The sequence below is a fragment of the Nitrosospira briensis C-128 genome (genome assembly GCF_000619905.2).
GTDB lineage: Bacteria > Pseudomonadota > Gammaproteobacteria > Burkholderiales > Nitrosomonadaceae > Nitrosospira > Nitrosospira briensis.
Map to the genome: position 1 here is coordinate 1,223,947 of NZ_CP012371.1, position 21,922 is coordinate 1,245,868.

Here is a 21,922-nt window from a genome sequence, read left to right on the forward strand (position 1 = left end):
GATAACGCTTATTCACATGGGTACGAAATTTTTTTTGCGTCCCCCTGTCCTGGTGACGTTACTGACTGCCGGAGTGATTGCTGCCGCGCAACCGGCCCATTCAGGCAATATTGAGACTATCGATCATATTGTCGCGGTGGTGAATGAGAACGTGATTACACGCCACGAACTGGACGAGGTGCTCAGCGCCACACTCAAACAGTTGGAGAAGCAGGGCGTGCAGCCTCCCCCGCCCGCTATTCTCGAAAAACAGATACTGGACCGTATTATCGTCAATCGGGTCCAGTTACAACTTGCAAAAGAAACCGGCTTGACGGTGGGCGATACCGAGCTCGATCAAACGCTGCGCCGCATCGCCCAGGAAAACAAGATGTCGTTAACAGAGTTTACCAGCGCCCTTGAGCAGGATGGGGTGGCTTTCAGTAAATTTCGGGATGAAATTCGCGATGAGATCATTCTGGTGCGACTGAAAGAACGCGAGGTAAGTAACCGGGTAAGCGTGTCCGAAGGAGAGGTCGATAATTTTCTGGAAACTCAGGAAATCTCGTCCGGAAATAATGACGAATATCGCATTGCGCATATTCTGGTAACAATACCGCAAGGCGCAACCCCTTCACAAAGCGAAGCCCGGCGGTTGAGGGCGGAAGCTGCCCTGGCGCTCTTGACAAGCGGCGCTGAATTTGCGCAGGTCGCTGCCGAATACTCCGATTCTCCCGACGCGATGACAGGCGGCCTACTTGAGTGGCGGCCCGCTGCTCAATTAACGAAAAAATTTGCCGAGTTGTTGACCCCGATGAAACCCGGCGGAATAACGCCGATCGTTTCGAGCCCGGGTGGGTTCCACATCCTCAAACTGGTCGACCGCCGCACCCCGCAAGGCGCCGTAACAGTCGTAGATCAGACCCATGTTCGTCACATTCTTGTAAAAGTCAGCGAGCTTACATCTGAAGCCGATGCCAGACGGCGTATATCCGACCTGAAAGAGCGCTTGGATCATGGCGGCAGTTTTGAGGAACTGGCAAAACTTCATTCTGAAGACTCTGCATCCTCCTCCGGTGGTGATCTGGGCTGGGTCTCGCCGGGCGACACCGTGCCCGAATTCGAACACGCCATGAACGCGCTTACACCCATGCAGGTCAGCGAACCGGTGCAGTCGCCGTTTGGCTGGCATTTGATCCAGGTTCTCGCGCGCCGTTCGCAGGATGTCAGCCAGGAGCGCCAGCGTCAAGCTGCACGCCAGTCCATTCGGACACGCAAAGCGGACGAAGCTTTTCAGGAGTGGTTGCAGCAGTTGCGTGATCGCGCCTATGTCGAATATCGGCTGGAAGGTCAGGATCGGCACGCTGCTGAATAAGAGATCCCACCCTGAGGGGGTCAAAAGACCCAAGCTCGCGCTCACCGCGGGAGAGCCAGCAGGGATTGGTCCTGACTTGTGTGTGCAAATCGCTCAACTGAATCTGCCATACAATCTGATTGTCATTGCCGACCGTCATTTATTGCAGGAGCGCGCCGGGCTACTTCGGCTTCCGCTGGAGATAGCGGACTACTCGCCCGACATCGAGGTTGAGCATAAAACCGGCGGGTTGCAGGTACTGCACGTACCGCTGGCCGAACGTCCGGCTCCAGGAAAACTGGAGTCGGCGAATGCGCGCTATGTTTTAAAAACACTGGAACGCGCCGTCGACGGATGCGTCAATGGCGAATTCAGTGCAATGATAACCGCCCCGGTACATAAAGGCACCATCAATGACGCCGGCATCGCATTCACTGGCCACACGGAATACCTCGCGCAACTTACCAACAGCCGGGCGGTAATGATGCTCGTCGGTGGCGGCATGCGAGTAACGCTCGCAACCACTCATTTGCCGCTCAAGGATGTGGCAGCGGCGATCACGCCGGAAACACTCGAACAGAAGCTGCGCATCATCCAGCACGACCTGGCGACACGCTTTGCCATTCCCACTCCCCGCATCGCCGTCGCTGGATTGAACCCTCATGCGGGTGAATCAGGTCATCTTGGCAAAGAAGAGATAGAAACCATCATTCCGGTGCTCGATAAACTGCGTGCCGAAGGTATGGATTTGATCGGTCCGCTGCCAGCCGATACCCTGTTCAATCCATCAAAACTGAAGGAATACGATTGCATATTCGCGATGTACCACGACCAGGGCCTGCCAGTATTGAAGTATGCGAGCTTTGGCAGCGCTGTCAATGTAACGTTGGGATTGCCCCTCATCCGCACCTCGGTGGACCATGGCACTGCCCTTGACCTGGCAGGAACCGGCCGCGCCGATCCAGGCAGTTTGATCGCGGCAATTGAAATGGCGGCGATGCTGGTTGGAAATCAGAAATAGAACCTCCGAATGGCAGCGCCGAACCGTACGCGCGGCACGCACGTTGCCGGATAAACCATGCACATTCCCCGCAAGCGCTTCGGCCAGAATTTTCTGATTGATTCCCGGATCGTAACAGACATAGTTCGCGCTATCCATCCTTCCAGGGACGATCTGCTGGTGGAGATCGGGCCGGGGCTGGGCGCATTGACGCGACCCTTGCTGCAATCACTCGATCATTTACATGTCGTGGAAATTGACCGCGATATCGTCGAGCGTTTGCGTCGGGAGTTTTCCGAGAAGAAACTGACGGTTTACTCAGCCGATGCATTGCAATTCGATTTCGCCGCTCTGGGAGAAAATCTGCGAGTTATTGGAAATCTTCCCTACAATATTTCCACGCCTATCCTTTTTCATTTAAGTAAATTCGCCGGCAATATATGGGACATGCATTTCATGCTGCAAAAGGAAGTGGTAGCCCGCATGGTGGCTGCGTCCTCCACTTCGGATTACGGACGGCTTTCGGTGATGCTGCAATACCGCTTCGAAATGGAACAACTCTTCATCGTCCCACCGGAATGTTTCCGCCCCGCTCCAAAGGTGGAGTCGGCGGTTGTTCGCATGATTCCACGCGGGCAACCACTGATTGAAGCCGGCAAGGAAGGGTTATTTGCGCGTATTGTGTCCGCCGCGTTTTCCCAGCGGCGCAAAACCTTGCGCAATACGCTACACGCCCATCTCAAGCCGGAAGATTATCTGGCGCTGGATATCGATCCAGTTTCACGCGCGGAGAATTTGTCGGTGGAGCAGTTTGTAGCGATTGCAGACTATCTGGGAGAACGGTAACGCCCGTAATGCGAAACCCGCGGTTCAATGGATTCATTCGATTGTAGCTTCGCTCCCAATGGGTCTATCAGTAACGCGTTCAACGACCTCCTCGGCAACGAGAAGAGCGCCAGCAACCGACATATGGTGGATATCAAAATAGAGCGCCTTACCATCCCTTACTGCATAACAATTTTTTTCATCACAAAACAGATCTGATGGATTTATTATCGTAACCTCATCCGAGATTTCATTTTTTCTCTCTGCGATATATTTTTGTCGTTCTTCCCACTCTTTTCTTTTTTTACCCGGAATATTTAATGGTGGCGAATCTAATCTGAAAACAAAATGTTCCATGTCTTCATCAAGAGATGGAGCCTGTAGAACAAGCACGACATCCTTGCCTGCAGCTTTAAATGCGTGCAGGATCCCTTTATAAGACTGCCAGGGAGCCGCATTTTCATTGGAATCAGAAGCTGCCCAACCCTCTGTGTGATAGGAAACCACTACGGTATCAATACCCTTATCAGCAATAATGTGCGCCATCACTTCCTCGGTCCAATGAGAGCAATTGATACTATCTGAATGAGTTTTATCAATTCTGCCGTATGCTGGAGCGCAACCGCTAAAGGAAAAATGTTTTACACCTTTATTATCCTTTTCCAGAACTTTGGCGAGCGCGTAAGCAAGTTCGACCGCATGACTATCACCTAAAACAGCCCAACTTCCATTGGGTACGTAATACTGACAAGCATTCTCCGGTTTTCTATAGTCCGCCCCACTTGTGTGGCACTCCTTTCTTTTTGGGCTTCGAACAACTGTTGCGAGAACCTGTTTTTGCATATGATTTGTTCTTATATCGACAAATCCTCGCGTCAAGACCCCCGCCAAACCGAACAGAACAAAGAACACCGTAAAGAATAGAGTTGATATAACGAGACTCTTTCTGCTCACCTCACGCTTATTTCTGAATGGTCTCTCAACAAACCGCCAACTCAAGTAAGCAGCAGCAGTGGCTAGAAGTATCAGCAATATAAAAACATCTCTACCGGGATCCGCCAGGGCTACGTGGCGAGCAAAAGCAAATAAGGGCTGATGCCATAAATATACGCTGTAGCTTATTAGTCCAAGACCAACTAAAACCTTGCTTGAAAGTATTTTGCCGACTATTGTTTGCTGTGTGGCAAACAAGACAATGAATGCGGTACCTAAAGTTGGTATGAGCGTATACAGACTTGGAAAAAGCGTTTTCCTGTCAAAAACGAATATGGAATATACGATTAAAAATAAACCAAAAATACTCAGAAATTGAATGAGGTGAGAGGAGTCGCTGGATTTTATTTTCGTACCCTCTCTATCAAATAAATGAAATGCTGCAAACACGCCGATTAACAGTTCCCATATGCGAGTCGGCAACAGAAAAAAAGTCGCTTGGGGGTGATTTGATGCGCCCCAGTGTGCTAGTGCCAAACTGATTAGTGCCACTACGATTAATATGCCAATAACCCAATGCCTTCGAAGTCGCCATGTCAGCAACAGGAAAGCAGGAAACAATAAGTAGTATTGCTCCTCAACAGCCAAACTCCATGTATGCAGTAATGCCTTAAGTTCGGAAGCCGTATCAAAATAGCCACTTCTTTGCCAGAACAAAAAGTTTGATACAGCAACCGGAACAGCAATAAGGCTCTCGGAGAAGTCCTTCATATCGCGTGGCGGCAACCAGTACCATGCGAACGGAATATACGCAAGCATGACGAAAAATAGTGCAGGCAATATTCTTCTCATTCTTCGTTCATAAAAATCTACTAACGAGAATGTGCCTGCTTCTCTTTCCGCAAGAATGATAGACGTAATGAGATAGCCGCTGATCACGAAGAATACGTCAACGCCAACAAAACCACCGCTGAATGTGTCAAAACCTGCGTGAAAAAGTATGACTGGAACGACTGCTAAGGCGCGTAGCCCGTCAATTTCGCGCCGATATTCCATATTTTATAAGATGAGGTTTTGCAAAATCTTGAATTGCGCTGTTTTCACTAGACGCTATCGAATTGGTTGATATAGCGCTTTTCGCACTCTACTGGAGACAGGCTATGGTTGTAACCATATTGCCGGATTGGGTTATAAAACATTTCGATGTAATCGAATACATCGCGCCGAGCTTGCTCGCGTTTGACATAGACCCTTCGGCATATTCGCTACTGCTTGAGCAACTGGAAGAAACTCTCGCCACAGCACTATCATGGCAGTTGCCACGTCGACCTTGGCCGGCTACGAGATTGCAGGAATCTATGGCGTCACAATCGTAGCGGATTCTGGGTTTCGGGTGCCGTTCTATCGTTACGTCGAGCACCATTGGGTTGGTACCGGGTGGAGCGTATTCGTAACCGTGATTTTATCCGTTGGCAGAGCACCAACGATTCATGGTTCAGGCGACGTCGTTATATTCGAAAGCCACCATCAAACCCACTGACTTGGGTACGGTGCAGTGGGTACGGCGGTGCACGCTTGCCGCTTTTCTCGTCTTGGTGCGGCAACCCAAGCCAAACCCAAGAAAGGACGACGGCGATGCAACCAATTGGATCAGCAGAGTCGGTCATGCTACAGTAAAAACAAGCCCGGCGCGAAAAAAGGCCTTGACTACCGGTGGCCTCCCTGTCGCTCCACGCATTCACCGCCAAGCAGATCACGAAGCTGTATCAGGCTCGGATGCAAATCGAGGGGGGTTCCGCGATAGAAAGAATCGCTATGGCTGGAGTGTGGCCCAAGCCAATCGTTATTGGCCAGCAGCGCCCCGCACAAACTTGCTGCTGATCGCCACATTGGCCGCCTTCCTGCTCTGGTGTATCGGCGTTGCCGGTAAAACCAGCCGATCGCCAAACAGGTACGCGTGAACTCCTCAGCAAACGCGATCCTTATTCGGTGACCTTTCTCGCACGTTTGCTCCTGCGACGACCCATATTTCGATTATTACCCAATCAAATTGGGCAATCGCTCACAACGATCAATCACCTCTTCGGCATATAAAGATCAGTTATCGTCCCTTCTGCAATTTCAGCTGCAAAAAACACCGTTTCAGATAAGGTCGGATGCGGATGAATGGTGAGCCCGATATCTTCCATATCTGCGCCCATTTCCAGCCCCAGTACGGTTTCGGAGATCAGTTCGCCCGCGTTGACGCCTACTATGCCGGCACCGAGAATGCGGCGGGTTTTCTTGTCCAGCAATAGCTTGGTGAAGCCTTCATCCCGCGCCATGGCAAGTGCGCGGCCGCTTGCGGCCCAGGGGAACGCCGCCTTTTCATATTCCAAACCTTGCTTTTTGGCTTCCGTTTCGGTTAATCCCATCCAGGCGATTTCCGGATCGGTGTAGGCCACCGACGGAATGGCACGTGCGTCGAATGCCGCATTTTTCATTTTTTCTCCACCGGCAATGATTTCCGCGGCAAGCTTGCCTTCATGCGAGGCTTTGTGCGCCAGCATGGGCTCGCCGATGATATCGCCGATTGCGAAAATATGCGGCACATTGGTGCGCAACTGCTTATCCACGGAGATGAAGCCGCGCTCATTCACGTTGACGCCGGCACGTTCGGCGCCGATATCGCGTCCGTTGGGGCGGCGACCCACCGCCATGAGAATGCGGTCGTATGTTTGCGGCTCTGGCGTAGTTTCCGGCGTAGTGTTTGAGTTCTGTTCTCCCTCAAATGTCACTTTCAGTCCATTTTCTTGAGACTCGATTCCGGTAACCCTGGTTTTCAGATAGATCGCCTCGTAGCGCTTCTGTATGCGCTTGTGCAGCGGTTTGACAAGGTCTGAATCCGCGCCGGGAATCAATTGATCCATCAATTCGACCACGCTCACTTTCGAACCCAGCGCGTCATAAACCGTTGCCATTTCCAGGCCGATTATGCCGCCACCGATAATGAGCATGCGCTTTGGAATTTCCTCCAGCTTCAACGCGCCGGTCGAATCGATGATACGGGGATCATCATATGGAAAACCGGGAATACGTGCCGCGCTTGAACCCGCGGCGATGATGCAATGTTCAAACGACACATTTTTCTGACCGTCCGCTGTTTCCACCTGCATCATATTGGGCGAGGTGAACTTGCCGATGCCTCGCACAACCTCGACCTTGCGCTTCTGCGCCAACCCCGACAACCCTTTTGTGAGCTTGCCGGTGATGGAATCCTTCCATTTTCGCAGTTTGTCTATTTCTATGCCCGGCTTGCCGAAAACAATGCCCTGCTGAGCCGTTTCCTCGGCATCGGTAATGACTTTTGCCACGTGCAGCAGTGCCTTGGATGGAATACAGCCGACATTGAGGCATACACCGCCCAGCGTTGGGTAACGCTCGATCAATACCACCTTCTTGCCAAGATCGGCGGCACGGAACGCAGCGGTGTAGCCGCCCGGGCCCGCGCCCAATACCACGATATCGGCATGGATGTCGCCGCGCGGCACAGCAGTGGTGGAATTGTCTGTTGTAGGTTTCAGATCGACGATGACGGGTTGACCTTGCTCCCCTTCGTCTTTTTTTTGATCTGGATCAAGCGCGGCGTCGGGAGAAGTTTTTCCGTTCTGCTCAGCCGCCTCCAGCATCAGTATGACTGATCCTTCTGAAACCTTATCGCCGAGCTTGACGTTGATTTCCTTCACAATGCCGGCTTGAGGCGAAGGAATCTCCATCGCCGCCTTTTCGGTTTCAAGCGTGATGAGCGACGTTTCCTTTTCCACCGCCTCGCCCGGTTTCACCAGGATTTCGATAACGGGAACATCCTTGAAGTCGCCGATATCGGGGATTTTGATTTCGATAAGTTGAGCCATGACAACCTTGATTTGAGGGAAAAAACCGAACTCCCCTGTTGGAAGTTTATTACCGGGTCTATTGCCTGACGTGCCCGTCGCCCAGCACAATGAATTTCTGGCTGGTCAGCCCTTCCAGCCCCACCGGGCCACGGGCGTGTATCTTGTCGGTCGAGATGCCTATTTCCGCACCGAGGCCATACTCGAATCCATCGGCGAAACGGGTGGAGGCATTCACCATCACTGAACTGGAATCCACCTCACGCAGGAAACGGCGGGCGCGACCATAGTCTTCCGTAATGATCGAATCGGTATGCTGCGAACCATAAACGGCAATGTGCTCGATAGCCTGATCCAGCCCGCTTACCACACGTATGCTCAGAATCGGCGCGAGATACTCGGTGTGCCAGTCTTCTTCCGTCGCTTCGCTCATCTGCGCAATAATGGCGCGGGAAGCGGCATCGCCGCGCAGTTCCACACCCTTGTCCAGATAGATCTGGCACAGGGAAGGCAGTACTTCCCCCGCGATGGCCTCATGCACCAGCAGTGTTTCCATGGTATTGCAAGTGCCGTAGCGCTGGGTTTTTGCGTTGTCTGCAACGCGAATAGCCTTGGCGAGATCGGCGCCGTCATCGATATAAACGTGACAGACGCCGTGCAAATGCTTGATGACGGGAATACGTGCTTCGTTGGAGATACGTTCGATCAGCCCCTTGCCCCCGCGCGGCACGATTACGTCAACAAACTCTTTCATGGTGATGAGCTCGCCCACGGCTGCCCTATCCGTGGTTTCAACTATCTGTATAGCCGTTTCCGGCAACCCGGCAGCTTTCAACCCTTCCTTCACGCAAGCTGCGATAGCCTGATTACTACGGATCGCTTCCGATCCGCCGCGCAGTATCGCCGCGTTGCCTGCCTTGAGGCATAGTCCCGCCGCGTCCGCCGTGACATTGGGCCGCGCCTCATAAATGATGCCGATCACGCCAAGCGGCACGCGCATTTTTCCGACCTGGATGCCAGCGGGACGGTACTTCAGGTCGCTGATCTCGCCCACCGGATCGGACAGCGCCGCGATTTGCAACAGACCTTCCGCCATGCTCGCAATGCTTTTGGGGGTGAGCGTCAGGCGATCGATCAAAGCCGGTTCCAGCCCCCGGGTTTTCGCATTGTCCACGTCCCCGGCATTTGCGGCCAGCAGTTGCTGCTCGTCACGTCTGATGGCCAAGGCCATGAGCGTGAGCGCCCGGTTTTTGTCCGCGGGCTCGGCCTTGGCCATCAGACGTGATGCAGCGCGAGCTTCACGTCCTATTGATTGCATGTAAGTCTTGATGTCGATGATGTCCATGCCACAGTCCCATTTAGACAATGAATTAAATAAGTGCGAAATTCCAGCGATATTAGCCGGCACTATACGCTGGCGATATCGCTGGTATTAAGAATGGCGAGCAAACTATAAAGGCGTCATACGGCGGAGGCCAATATCCAGCGACCGGTAAAACGTCCCTCCGGGCTTGAATTGTATTCCGGCTCAAACCCGGAACAACGAACCCGACCCTATCACCCCGCGGACAAATAGCATGAGGACGCCAGCAATGTTGCTAGCGCTTGGTAACCGCGAAGCGCAACCCCAGTTGCAGTAATTCATCCCACGCATCCCCCTTGGCAACACCCTTGCTGATCCTGTCTATTTTCGCGGCATGCATCAAGGCCGACACCAATGGCTTGAGATCAAGACGCCTGGCGGCGCTTTCCATTGCTTTCTGTTGATCTCCCCAGGCTCTTATCTGGCTCATCAGTTGCGTGAGAGACCTGCCGGAATCCAATCCTTTACGAATCGTTATCAACGAGCGTATTTGTCCCGCAAGCGTATTCACGATCAGCGGCAACGCCGCGCCCTCGCCCTGCAAACCTTCCAGCATGCGGGTATAACGCGCGGTTTCTCCCGCCATCAGTGCACCGGATAACTTGAAAACGTCGTAGCGCGCCACATCCAGTACCGCATCCTTTACCTGATCGAACGACAGCATCCCGGGCGGATAAAGCAATGCGAGTTTCTTGAGTTCCTGATAAGCCGCAATCAGGTTACCTTCAACCTTGTCGGCCAAAAACCGCACGGTATCCGGATCGGCTTTCTGCGCTTGCATGTCCAGGCGTTGGCCGATCCACATGGGCAAACGGGTGCGTTCCACGGGATAGACCGGAACCATCACACCCGCGCCTTCAAGCGCCTTGAACCACTTTGTCGCCGCAGCCTGCTTGTCGATTTTGGGCAAAGTGACGAGCGTGACGGTATCGGGCGGCAGCGAGCGGCAATATCCCTCCATTACCGCACTGCCCGGATTCCCCGGTTTACCGGACGGTATACGAATATCCATTATACGTCTTTCACCAAATAGCGACAGGCTACTGCTGCGCTGCTGCAGATCCACCCAGTTGAAATGATGGTCTACGGCAAAAATCTCACGCTCGATATAGCCCGCCTGATGCGCCTTGGCACGAATCAGATCCGCAGCCTCGATAGTCAGTAGCAGCTCATCGCCGAATACCGTATAGAGCGGCGCAAGCTGCTTCCGAAGATGCTGGGAAAGGTTATCGGAGGTAATACGCATGGTATTCCTTTACGGCACGAGGTCCGGCCATTCTTGCGGCGCCATTATCCGTTCGCTACTTTAACCGCTTCCAATCGCCGCATGATCTGCCCCGCGGAATCGCTTTGCATCTCTCTGACGAGCATCGCTTCCTCTCCCTCTTTCCCCACTACTTGCGCGTCGGTATAAGGGAGAATGCGACGCTGTACAATCTCGTTGGTAGGGATGAGTTCTGCTCCCTTGGCATCGACCAGGCGAAATGAAATCCGATAGAAGATCTCAAATTCCCGCACCCGTCCGCCTCCCGATACCGACATGATTTGTTTGTTATTCGTTACACTGACAATTTCCAGGATGGCCTGGGCATCTTTCGACTTCTCAACAATACGGGTATTCGTGCCGCCCTTGATGAGGCGCCTGAGATCGGTACCGATAGTATGCCCCGCAGGGAATGCTATATAGAGCGTTTCAAATGGCAGGTTAGCCTGGCCGCGCAATTGAAAGCCGCAGGCAGTCAGAAAAAAACAGAATACAATCAGCAGAATTTTTTTCATGCGGGACTCCTCACATTCAGTTTTCCGGAACCTCTGAACAGGTCTCGCAAAGCGCCGTTACGCCTGCACCGCTTGTTCAGTAATTTATTCAGACAACGATGTTCACCAACCTGCCCGGCACGATCACGATCTTCTTCACTTCGCCAGCGATGAATTTACGCACCGGCTCGCTTTCCAGCGCGAGACGCTCAATAATCGTGGGCTCTGTATCCCTGGCGACGCGTATCTTGCCGCGCAGTTTGCCATTGACCTGGACTATCAGTTCAACCTCATCCTGGACAAGCGCCGTGCTATCGACTTGCGGCCAGGACTGATCTAGGAGTTCGGTTCCCGGCTTAAGTTCACGCCACAGGGCGTGACAGATGTGGGGAATGATAGGCGATAACAGCAATACAATGCTTTCCATCGCTTCCTGCATCAAGCTGCGCGCAGCCGGGCTGGGATCCTGCAGCTTTCCAAGCGCGTTCATTAACTCCATCACGGCTGCGATGGCAGTATTGAAGGTATGCCGCCTGCCCAGATCGTCGCCAACCTTGGCGATAGTCTGATGCAATTGGTAACGCAAGGACCGGAGTTCCGGGCCGAGGTCTCCATTTTGCGCCGGGCGGTCAATCGCCCCGCCTTGCTGCATATGTTCATATACCTGTTTCCATAACCGCTTCAAAAAGCGGAATGCGCCATCTATCCCGGCATCTGCCCATTCGAGGGTCTGCTCGGGCGGGCTCGCGAACATCATGAACAGCCGTGCGGTATCGGCCCCATATTGTTCCACCAGTTTTTGCGGGTCGACGCCGTTATTCCTGGATTTCGACATGGTACCAATTCCGCCCAACTCCACCGGTTGACCATCCGCACGCAGCAATGCGCCAATACGCCGCCCTTGCTCATCGGTTTGTATATCCACGTCCGCCGGATTGAAATATACGACACGTCCGGTTTCCGTTTTTCGAAACATGATCTCGTTCAGAACCATGCCTTGAGTCAGCAGGTTGGCGAATGGCTCGTTGAACGCAACCAGCCCGAGATCGTGCATGACCTTGCTCCAGAAGCGAGAATAGAGAAGATGCAGGATGGCGTGTTCAATGCCGCCGATGTACTGGTCCACCGGCAGCCAGTAATTCACACGCGCATCGACCATGCTCTTGTTCTGGTCGGCACAGGCGTAGCGGATGTAATACCACGACGAATCGACAAAAGTATCCATGGTGTCTGTTTCCCGCCGCGCCGGCTTGCCGCAGCGGGGACACTGGCATGCGTAAAATGATGGGGTCTTCGCTAACGGATTGCCGGACCCGTCCGGCACAAGGTTGTCCGGCAGCACGACGGGAAGCTGGTCATCGGGCACCGGTACCACACCACATGCATCACAATAAATAAGAGGAATAGGACAGCCCCAGTAGCGCTGGCGTGAAATGCCCCAGTCGCGGAGACGGTAGTGCACACGTTTTTCACCCAACCCCTTATATTTCAACGCCGCCGCGATTGCGTCCACCGCCGCCTGAAATACAAGACCGGAAAATTCGCCTGAATCAAACGTAAGACCGTACTCCGCGTACGCCTGCGTAAGCGGAGTACCCAGATCGGAACCAACCGGTTTGATCACCGGCTTGATCGGTAGCGAGTATTTTGTCGCAAACTCGAAATCACGTTCGTCGTGCGCCGGCACCGCCATTACCGCGCCTTCGCCGTAACCCATGAGTACGTAATTGGCTATCCATACCGGAAGTCTTGCTCCCGTCAGCGGATGGATGACAAACAACCCTGTGTCCATCCCTTTCTTTTCCTGGGTCGCGAGTTCCGCCTCCATGGTGCCGCCATGCTTGCACACCTCGATGAACTCAGCGAGGTCGGGCCTGTTTTTCGCCGCATATAGCGCAACCGGATGCTCCGCTGCCACAGCAACGTACGTAACGCCCAGCAGCGTATCCGCGCGCGTGGTAAAAACCTTCAACGCTTGGGGCGTGCCGGATGCGGCATCGGCAGGAAACGTCACGTCGACCCCGAAGCTCTTGCCGATCCAGTTGGCCTGCATGGTCTTTACCCGTTCAGGCCAACCGGGGAGCGTATCCAATGTGTCCAGCAGCTCATCGGCATACGCGGTAATCTTCATGTAATACATCGGGATTTCACGCTTTTCCACCAATGCGCCGGTGCGCCAGCCCCGTCCGTCTATGACCTGCTCATTGGCCAGCACCGTCTGATCGACCGGGTCCCAGTTGACCGTGCCGGTCGTTCTGTAAGCCAATCCTTTTTCCAGCATTCGCAGAAACAGCCATTGATTCCACCGGTAGTACTCCGGACTGCAGGTTGCGAGCTCGCGGCTCCAGTCGATGGCGAGCCCCAGACTCTGCAGCTGCTTGCGCATGTAAGCAATGTTATCGTGCGTCCACTTCGCCGGCGGCACATTGTTCTGCATCGCCGCATTCTCCGCAGGTAAACCGAAAGCATCCCAGCCCATGGGTTGCAAAACGTTGTAACCGAGCATACGGCGATAGCGTGACAGCACGTCGCCAATCGTATAATTGCGTACGTGCCCCATGTGCAGCTTGCCCGATGGATAGGGAAACATGGAGAGGCAGTAATATTTTTGCTTTTCGGGGATCTCTACAGCTCTGAACGCAGCGGTATCGTTCCAGTGCCGCTGGGCTTCCGCTTCGATTTCCTGTGGGTGATATTTTTCCTGCATAAAATTTCGGCTTTCCTGCCACAAAACATGGAATTATACCGCGATCCAAAATTCCCCACGTTACGCATGTTGATTTACATCGAGATAAAAATTGCAGATCACGCGTTGCGATGCGCCATGTGCTCTCGCACGCTTCATCAAATACTCTCTGACGAATTCATCCGGGCAAAGTCAAAGTATTAGACGCAAAGGCTGTTCGTCAGCCAGCGCCGGCTCCAACCGCCTCAGCGCTCTGTCAGGACCGTTTTACTGGATTATGAGGGTCAGCCTGAAATCGCCACGCAGCAGATTGAGAACGATGACATCTTTGCTCGTTTGCAACACCGCCAGAAATTCCTGTACCGTGCGGACCTTTCTACGGTTGACCCCGACAATGATATCGCCAGGCCTCAGACCATGCAGCCAGGCGGGGCTGTTTGCATCTGCCTTGGTCACCAGCACACCTTCCACCTTCCCGCGTGACGACCCGCTTTTGAGATTCGCCACCGTTGCACCCGCGAGTTGAGGCACTGTTTCTGCCTCGGTACCAGATTCATCGAGCGGCTTTGCGATCTTGACCTTCGCGTTGATAACTTTACCTTCCCTCAAGAGCCTTAGATTTATCGTTTCGCCGATAGGCGTCATTCCTATCTTGTTGCGCAAATCAACGGAATTTCTCACGGGCCGCCCATTGACCGCCGTTACCACGTCACGAAGCCTCAGGCCTGCCTTTTCCGCAGTCGAGTTGGGCTCGACCGTGCTGATGATCGCCCCTTCGGTGGAACCCAGCCCGAGGGATGCAGCCAGGTCATAGGTGATGTCTTCGCCGCTCGCGCCCAGCCTGCCTCGGCGCACTTCGCCAAAACGCACAATCTGATCGAGCACGGCCTTGACCATGACGCTGGGTATGGCGAGGCCGATGCCCACGCTGGCGCCGGATGGGCCTACGATCGCTGTGTTGATACCGATCAGTTCCCCCTTGAGATCGACCAGCGCGCCCCCGGAATTACCCGGATTGATGGAGGCATCGGTCTGTATGAAATCCTCATAACCCTCGATATCGAGCCCGCTTCTTCCCAGCGCGCTCACGATACCCGAGGTCACGGTCTGCCCCAGTCCAAATGGATTGCCGATCGCAACCACGAAGTCTCCGACGTCGAGCCGCTCGGAATCGCCAAGGCGTAAAGCCTGCAGATCCTTTGCCTCGATCTGCAGCACGGCGATGTCCGTGCCCGGATCCGTTCCCACCAGCTTCGCCTGAAACTGGCGTCGATCCTTGAGTGTGACCATCACCTGCCGGGCATTCTTTATCACATGGTAATTTGTCACGACATAACCGTTTGCTGCGTCCACGATAACGCCGGATCCGGCGCTACGCTCGGGGCGCGCCGCCTGGTCGGGGAGATCAAAAAAACGGCGGAAAAATGGGTCGCGAAACAATGGATTGTCTTCGATGGCCGAAGGCGTCAGCACGGAAATATTGACGACCGCCGGGGTTACGTCATGAAGTAGCGGCGCCAATGTAGGCAGGCCATTCTTGCTGTTGGTGAATGGCACAGCGGAGTAGCCGGGCAACGCCACTGCCAGCAAAGCAATGAAACTGGTGTAGCGTAAAATAATCCTGAAGGACTTTTGCATTGATGGGCCGGGTATTTTTGGTGTGGTCAAACGAAATACCTATTCACTCGACTCAGCACTCAGACTCAACATTTCTTCCACGCCAGTCTCGAATATTTCCGGATCGAAAGCCTTGTCGCCGTCCGCAACAGGCCCGTTTCCAGCCTTGAGCCCATGAAAATCATAGAGCACAGGATCCGCCAGATGTGAAGGCTGGATATTCTGCAATGCAGTGAACATGGTTTCCAGCCTGCCGGGAAATTTTTTATCCCATTGCTGCAGCATTTCCTTCACCGCTTGGCGCTGAAGATTTTTCTGCGATCCGCACAGGTTGCAAGGAATGATGGGAAAATCTTCTATCTCGGCATAAGTCGCTAGATCTTTCTCCTTACAATAGGCCAATGGACGGATCACGATATGCCGTCCATCATCGCTCACCAGCTTGGGCGGCATGGTCTTCAGCTTGCCACCATAGAACAAGTTGAGGAACAGCGTCTCGAGAATGTCGTCCCTGTGGTGTCCCAGCGCAATCTTGGTCGCGCCCAGTTCGCCGGCAACACGGTAGAGTACACCGCGGCGCAAGCGCGAGCAGAGACTGCAGGTGGTTTTACCTTCCGCAATGACGCGTTTCACCACGCTGTAGGTATCCTGCTCGACAATCTGAAACGGCATTTCGATACTGGTGAGGTAGCCCGGCAATACGTGCTCCGGGAATCCCGGCTGTTTCTGGTCCAGGTTCACCGCGATCAATTCGAATGCTATGGGCGCATGCGCCTGCAAATTACGCAGGATGTCGAGCAAGGCATAGCTATCCTTACCGCCCGAAAGACATACCATCACGCGGTCCCCATTCTCGATCATGTTGAAATCCGCAATGGCCGTGCCGACAAGGCGCCTCAACCGCTTATGCAGTTTATTGACATTGTGTTGTTCTTTTCTGGACATCATTCCCATCGCCAACCTCATCCCTGCACTGATCGGAAAAACCCGCCGTAGCGCTCGAAAACACGCATTATTAACTAATCTTCAGGCATTTTCCCAGATTAAGCTCAGTTTGGACAGCGCGGTCCCGGAGCAGACGATCGAAACGCTCATGGATCAAGAAAGTTTGCCAGACTGAGCCCTTCACTGACAGGAGCTTGAAGAGCGGGTTACTGCTTCCTGGAGCATTTCAATTTCGGAAAGATCTTCATGCAGATTTTTCAATATGAAAAAAATAGATAACCAAGTGAAATGTTATTAGTTTCAATTATAAGTCGCGACTGGTAACTTTCGTTCGTGTCCGCATGCCTCACTCTGGGAAAACGAATGGTAGCGATAGGGAAAATTACGGGTTTGGAAGAAAGACAGGCAGGATCCGAAAAGGTCGGCAAACAGATACCCATGGATATCAAACAGCGAATTCTGTTGGCGATCGCCGATATCGAATATGGCTCGGTAGAGATAATCATTCATGGAGGCAAGGTGGTGCAGATCGAGTGTCGTGAAAAAACTCGCATAAGTTAGTGCACCAAGGTACGCCAGGCATGTGAACGCATGTGAAGCCGGTTTGGCGGCGGTAGCGTAATTCCACAACCCGAGTCACTCGATCCACAGATAAAACCGGGTGCTGCAAGAAGAAGAACTGCCGACCAAGCGATTGGAGGCGATAAACAACAAATCTAGAGCGGCGCCTGACCGGAATACCGGAAGGCGATTCAGGAGAGGGGAAATGAAGCTTTATTGGCGAATCATGCTTGTATCTACAATTTCAATATTGCCGATCGGCGTGATTCAAGCGGATGTGAATACTGGAAAATTCGAGGCACCGGGAATGAGTAAAGAAGACGCTCGAATTGGCCGAGAAGATGAGGGCGACAAAATTTTAAAGTCGCAACTTACTGAACGAACTGATAAAGCGGATGCGAAAAAACCACCCGCGCCGAAAGCGGAAAAGAAATCGACAAGCTACTTCAAGCCTTCCAGCAGCTATTCCACCCAACCGGAATCCGATCCGCCTCGATACGTGCAGACACTCAGCAAAACCGGTATTGAAGCATTCAAGGATATCTACTGGCTGGATATCGGCCTGGACCATCGGACGCGTTACGAATTTCGCAGTAACGATATTCGGCGCACCGACATGAGACTCGACCAGCCTTTTCTGCTGCGCTCGCGCGCATATGTCGGGATAAGGGAAATTCTAGATCCATTTCGGGGCGCTGTCGAGTTTCAGGACTCGCGCCGCTACAACGGCAATTTTCCGCATGACGACCGTGATTTCAATGACTATGAACTGATTCAAGCATATGGCGAGCTCTACTTCAAAAGCGCATTGGGTGAAGACGATCGGAAACAACAGCGCCCCATCAGGCTTCGCGTTGGCCGCATGGCATATGAGGCATTGGATCGGCGTTTGATCGGCCGGAACGAATGGCGTAATACCACGAACACGTTCGAGGGTTTTCGACTCAATCTGGGCCAGGAAGCAAACGACTGGGAAGTTGATTTATGGGCTTACCAACCTGTCAAGCGCCTACTGACCGAGTTTGACGAGCGCATCGAGAATCAGTGGTTCTATGGTGCAATCGGCCACTGGCGGAAGTGGTCTGACATTATCACACTCCAGCCGTATTACATGGGCCTCATGCAGGATGGCAGCAAGACAGGGCAGATCGACCGGCATATTCACGCGCCTGCCCTGAGAGGTTACGGCAAAATAGGGAATACCGGTCTGGACTTCGATTTCAACCTGATCTATCAGTTCGGGCGGAATGGCACGGAAGAACATGAGGCGCATGCTTATATCACTGAGGTGGGATATAACCTCGAGTACAGTTGGAAACCCCGTATCAGCGCGTTTTATGGGTATGCAAGCGGCGATCGGCATCCCAATGATGGTGTAAACAATCGCTTTGAGCGGTTCTTTGGTTTTGCGCGGCCCTGGTCGGCGGACGATTACATTGTTTTCGAAAACATCAAGGCGCCCAAAGTCAAGCTTGAGTTTCAGCCGACCGCGGACTTGCGTATAGACGGCGGTTACAGTTGGTTCTGGCTTGCCAGCAGTACGGATCGCTTTAACAATCTCCTTGATGGCAATACGAGCGCGCGTCCCAACCCCGGTTTTAATCGGGATATTACCGGAAGAAGCGGTGATTTCATTGGCCACTCCTTTGATGTCCGTGCACGCTACAAGATTGCGAAACATATCAGCACAACTGTGGGTTACTCACACTTTACAAGCGGCGAGTTCACGCGTAACAGGCAGATAGCGGCCCTTGGCAAGAGCCCCGGCAGTTCCGACTTTTTTTATGTTGAAGTGGTAGTCAGCGCTTTTTAAGCTTTTTAAGCTTTTTAACCAAATTTTCGGCTTATCCCCACTAACTCATTAGAGGAAATTATGAAATTCAAACCATGGCTGACAACGGGTCTGCTGATTGGAGGCCTCCTGGCTGGCGGAAGCGCGTCGGCGGACAGAACGCTGTTGAATGTTTCCTATGATCCAACGCGTGAGCTTTATCAGGAATTCAACGCGGCATTCGTGAAGCACTGGGAGACAAAAACCGGGGAAAAGGTCGCCATCAAGCAGTCTCACGGCGGCTCCGGCAAGCAGGCACGGTCCGTCATCGATGGTCTTGATGCCGATGTGGTGACATTGGCGCTGGCCAACGATATCAACGAAATTGCAGAGAAGGCGAAGCTGATTCCAGGAGACTGGCAGAAGCGTTTGCCACATAACAGCACACCCTACACATCGACCATCGTGCTACTGGTGCGCAAAGGCAATCCCAAGAATATCAAGGACTGGAACGACCTGGCCAGGCCCGGCATATCGGTAATTACTCCCAACCCCAAAACTTCGGGGGGCGCGCGCTGGAATTATCTGGCGGCCTGGGAGTATGGAAAGCGGAGTTATGGTAACGACGCCAAGGCAAAGGAGTTTGTGGCCAGGATTTACAGGAATGTTCCCGTGCTGGATTCCGGTGCACGAGGTTCTACCACGACTTTCGTGGAGCGCGGCATTGGCGATGTCTTCATCTCGTGGGAAAACGAGGCCTTTCTCGCTATCAAGGAGCTTGGTATCGGTAAATTCGAGATTGTCGCGCCCTCGATCAGCATCCTGGCGGAGCCGCCCGTCACGGTGATAGACAAGGTCGTCGACAGGAAAGGCACACGCGATATCGCGGAAGCTTATCTCAAATATCTCTACTCGGAACAAGGCCAGGAAATTGCCGCGAAAAACTTCTACCGGCCCACCGATTCGAAGGTTGCGGCGAAATATGCAGATCGATTCCCGGCCATCAAGCTGTTCAAGATCGATGACGCGTTTGGCGGCTGGAAGAACGCGCATAAGCTGCATTTTGCCGATGGGGGCACGTTCGACCAGATTTATCAACAATGAAATTCAGCTCGTGGCAATAAATCATATATCGGGGTTGACATGACAGCATTGATCATCGGCGGGGATTACATTGAAACGTTAAGGCGGGAACTCCTCGCGCACGGCTTGAGGCGTGTCGAACACTGGGATGGCCGGCAGCCAAGAGTTACCCGGCGCGCGATTCCCGTTAGTGCCAGGCTGGTGGTGATACTGCACGATTATGTCAGCCATGGCGTGTCGAACGCTTTGAAGCAGCAAGCGTATAGAAGAGACATACCGCTGGTGTTCTGCCGCAGCTCGACGCATGACCTGCGCCAAAAGCTGGAGAGGCTCGAATTAGCGGAGAGTCCCTGTCGCGGCGGCTATCCAATCGGGTCGGAATTCATGAACGGATCGACACGCTGGCATCCAGGCAACTTTACCGGGTTGGACCGGATTCATGCCTGAAGGAGAGGCACATGAATATGGAAACGAGAAACAAACAATATGAATTCGGGCAAATCCAGGCAGTTACCGATCATCTTTTACAGCGTGCGGAAAATGGCTGGGTAGTTGGCTATTTTTTAAACAATCAGCTATCCAGCGTCTTTCAGCCGGTATTCGATGCAAGTGAACGCCGTGTGGCGGGACATTCTGCTTACATCCGGTCCCAGCCGGATCGCGATGCTGTGTTGTCGCCCTGGGGAGTCTTCGCCCTGGCTTCCGAGGACGCTTTACTGGTCAGCGTGGATCGCCTCTGCCGTACGCTGCATGCGATCAATTATTTCAAGGTTGCCTCCGGACAAGGCAGTCTTTTCGTCAGCGTGCAGCCCCGCCTTCTGGAGAGCGTCAAGGACGATCACGGACTGGCGTTTGAGAACATACTGAATCTCATCGGAATCAGAACCTCGCGGGTGGTGATCGAGATTCCGAGCGAAGTGAATCGCGACTTGAGGTTGCTCAGGCACGTAATCGGAAACTATCGATCGCGTGGTTATCGCATTGCAGTGAATCACAGCGGCCCAAATGACGACGACATGGCGGAACTGGGGAGCCTGTACCCGGACGTCGTAAGGCTGAATGCTTCCACCCTGCTGCAACATGATGGAATAGATACGCTGCTGGACACAGCCCATCGCCTGGGAGCCGTCATCCTGGCAAGAGGTATCGAAACCAGGCAGCAGGTGATTGCTGCGGTTCGCTCAGGTGCGGATCTATTGCAAGGTCGTTTCCTTGGGGAACCGGCCCGCACGGTCGAAGTGGATGGGCCGGGCGCCGCCGCGAATGTGCATCAACCCGCAGGCGGCCGATCGATGAATCCAGATATAAATTTCAGTTGACCGGAGTGCAAGGTTGAGTACATTCAAACGACATAGCGTTCTGCCGGGGTTCAACCTGGCACTTGGATTTACCCTGGTTTATCTGAGCCTGATCGTGCTTATCCCTCTTTCGGCTGCATTCATCCGTACGTCTGCGCTCACATGGCCGGAATTCTGGGCCATGGTGACGACTCCGCGGGTAATGGCATCGTACCGATTGACGTTCGGTGCTTCATTTGCAGCGGCGCTGGTCAATGCTGTATTCGGTCTTCTGGTGGCGTGGATACTGGTACGCTATCGCTTTCCGGGCAAGAAACTGGTGGATGCGTTGGTAGATCTTCCGTTTGCGTTGCCGACGGCGGTGGCGGGCATTGTGCTGACTGCACTCTATTCGGGAAATGGCTGGATCGGCCAATATTTCGAACCGCTCGGGATCAAGATCGCTTTTACGCCAATGGGTATTTTCATCGCACTGACTTTTATCGGTTTGCCTTTTGTCGTAAGAACGGTACAGCCGGTACTCGAAGACATCGAATGGGAATTGGAGGAAGCGGCCGCTACGCTGGGTGCATCCCGGCTGCAAACTTTCGTGAAAGTCATTTTTCCCACGATTTTTCCTGCCCTGACAACCGGCTTTGCGCTCGCCTTCGCCCGCGCCATCGGTGAATACGGTTCGGTAATCTTTATTGCCGGCAATATGCCGATGATATCCGAGATCACGCCTCTCCTGATCGTTACCAAGCTTGAGCAATACGATTACGCGGGCGCCACGGCATTGGCGGTGGTCATGCTCGTCATTTCGTTTGTGATGCTGTTGATCATCAATCTGCTGCAATGGTGGAGCCGGCGCCGGAGCGCCGCCATATGAGGATGCGCC

18 protein-coding genes and 1 pseudogene are annotated in these 21,922 nt (G+C 53.3%); 10 read left to right on the forward strand and 9 right to left on the reverse strand.

The window, feature by feature from the left end:
• Window positions 1–16 precede the first annotated feature (16 nt).
• Genes F822_RS05580 through rsmA form a run of 3 tightly spaced genes read left to right on the forward strand, consistent with a single transcriptional unit; the run spans window position 17 to window position 3,179 of the window.
• Window positions 17–1,354: a peptidylprolyl isomerase gene (locus tag F822_RS05580; protein ID WP_025040448.1), complete on the forward strand. Its 1,338-nt coding sequence runs from the start codon at window positions 17–19 to the stop codon at window positions 1,352–1,354.
• Complete coding sequence (pdxA, locus tag F822_RS05585; RefSeq protein ID WP_231623577.1) at window positions 1,296–2,354, forward strand: 4-hydroxythreonine-4-phosphate dehydrogenase PdxA; 1,059 nt, start codon at window positions 1,296–1,298, stop codon at window positions 2,352–2,354. Before F822_RS05580 ends, pdxA begins: the two co-directional genes overlap by 59 nt.
• 57 nt (window positions 2,355–2,411) lie before the next feature.
• A complete protein-coding gene (gene rsmA / locus F822_RS05590; RefSeq protein WP_025040450.1) occupies window positions 2,412–3,179 on the forward strand; it encodes a 16S rRNA (adenine(1518)-N(6)/adenine(1519)-N(6))-dimethyltransferase RsmA in 768 nt (255 codons plus the stop codon).
• Window positions 3,180–3,212: 33 nt separating this feature from the next.
• Here the strand turns inward: rsmA and F822_RS05595 are convergent, their stop codons facing one another.
• Together F822_RS05595 and F822_RS15225 are read right to left on the reverse strand one after the other, a co-directional pair.
• Entirely contained in the window at window positions 3,213–5,147 is a 1,935-nt protein-coding gene (locus tag F822_RS05595; RefSeq protein ID WP_025040451.1) for an acyltransferase family protein, read from the reverse strand.
• 47 nt (window positions 5,148–5,194) lie between these two features.
• A pseudogene (locus F822_RS15225) lies at window positions 5,195–5,439 on the reverse strand (IS3 family transposase); the annotation flags it as partial.
• A 142-nt stretch (window positions 5,440–5,581) separates the two neighbouring features.
• On the opposite strand from F822_RS15225, the gene F822_RS05605 reads away from it, so the two are divergent.
• Window positions 5,582–6,052, forward strand: a complete 471-nt coding sequence (locus tag F822_RS05605; protein WP_025040453.1) for a hypothetical protein — start codon at window positions 5,582–5,584, stop codon at window positions 6,050–6,052.
• 114 nt (window positions 6,053–6,166) lie between these two features.
• On the opposite strand, the gene lpdA is transcribed toward F822_RS05605, so the two are convergent.
• From lpdA to ttcA, 7 genes are all read right to left on the reverse strand, one after another.
• Window positions 6,167–7,984, reverse strand: a complete 1,818-nt coding sequence (gene lpdA, locus F822_RS05610; protein ID WP_025040454.1) for a dihydrolipoyl dehydrogenase — start codon at window positions 7,982–7,984, stop codon at window positions 6,167–6,169.
• 58 nt (window positions 7,985–8,042) lie between these two features.
• A complete protein-coding gene (locus tag F822_RS05615) occupies window positions 8,043–9,308 on the reverse strand; it encodes a glutamate-5-semialdehyde dehydrogenase (RefSeq protein ID WP_025040455.1) in 1,266 nt (421 codons plus the stop codon).
• A gap of 253 nt (window positions 9,309–9,561) precedes the next feature.
• On the reverse strand, window positions 9,562–10,572 hold the full coding sequence (gene holA / locus F822_RS05620) for a DNA polymerase III subunit delta (protein WP_025040456.1): 1,011 nt from the start codon (window positions 10,570–10,572) through the stop codon (window positions 9,562–9,564).
• Window positions 10,573–10,616: 44 nt separating this feature from the next.
• The gene (locus tag F822_RS05625; protein ID WP_025040457.1) at window positions 10,617–11,105 is read right to left on the reverse strand and encodes an LPS-assembly lipoprotein LptE; all 489 of its coding nucleotides are present in this window, start codon (window positions 11,103–11,105) and stop codon (window positions 10,617–10,619) included.
• Window positions 11,106–11,193: 88 nt separating this feature from the next.
• Complete coding sequence (gene leuS / locus F822_RS05630; protein WP_025040458.1) at window positions 11,194–13,791, reverse strand: leucine--tRNA ligase; 2,598 nt, start codon at window positions 13,789–13,791, stop codon at window positions 11,194–11,196.
• 246 nt (window positions 13,792–14,037) lie between these two features.
• Window positions 14,038–15,408: a Do family serine endopeptidase gene (locus F822_RS05635; RefSeq protein ID WP_025040459.1), complete on the reverse strand. Its 1,371-nt coding sequence runs from the start codon at window positions 15,406–15,408 to the stop codon at window positions 14,038–14,040.
• A gap of 39 nt (window positions 15,409–15,447) precedes the next feature.
• Window positions 15,448–16,332: a tRNA 2-thiocytidine(32) synthetase TtcA gene (ttcA, locus tag F822_RS05640; RefSeq protein ID WP_197272901.1), complete on the reverse strand. Its 885-nt coding sequence runs from the start codon at window positions 16,330–16,332 to the stop codon at window positions 15,448–15,450.
• Between the two features lie 363 nt (window positions 16,333–16,695).
• Here ttcA and F822_RS05645 point away from each other — a divergent pair, with 363 nt between their 5' ends.
• The 6 genes from F822_RS05645 (at window position 16,696) to cysT (ending at window position 21,913) form a co-directional block, all read left to right on the forward strand.
• Window positions 16,696–16,893: a YezD family protein gene (locus F822_RS05645; protein WP_025040461.1), complete on the forward strand. Its 198-nt coding sequence runs from the start codon at window positions 16,696–16,698 to the stop codon at window positions 16,891–16,893.
• 205 nt (window positions 16,894–17,098) lie between these two features.
• Window positions 17,099–18,706, forward strand: coding sequence for an alginate export family protein (locus tag F822_RS05650; protein ID WP_025040462.1), 1,608 nt, complete (start codon window positions 17,099–17,101; stop codon window positions 18,704–18,706).
• 60 nt (window positions 18,707–18,766) lie between these two features.
• Window positions 18,767–19,768 carry a sulfate ABC transporter substrate-binding protein gene (locus F822_RS05655; protein ID WP_025040463.1) on the forward strand — a complete coding sequence of 334 codons (1,002 nt, stop codon included), beginning with the start codon at window positions 18,767–18,769 and terminating at the stop codon, window positions 19,766–19,768.
• A gap of 39 nt (window positions 19,769–19,807) precedes the next feature.
• A complete protein-coding gene (locus F822_RS05660; RefSeq protein WP_025040464.1) occupies window positions 19,808–20,194 on the forward strand; it encodes a DUF2325 domain-containing protein in 387 nt (128 codons plus the stop codon).
• Window positions 20,195–20,205: 11 nt separating this feature from the next.
• Window positions 20,206–21,066 (forward strand): EAL domain-containing protein, encoded by an 861-nt coding sequence (locus F822_RS05665; RefSeq protein ID WP_025040465.1) that lies wholly within the window; start codon window positions 20,206–20,208, stop codon window positions 21,064–21,066.
• A gap of 13 nt (window positions 21,067–21,079) precedes the next feature.
• Window positions 21,080–21,913 carry a sulfate ABC transporter permease subunit CysT gene (gene cysT, locus F822_RS05670; protein ID WP_025040466.1) on the forward strand — a complete coding sequence of 278 codons (834 nt, stop codon included), beginning with the start codon at window positions 21,080–21,082 and terminating at the stop codon, window positions 21,911–21,913.
• Window positions 21,914–21,922: the final 9 nt, after the last annotated feature.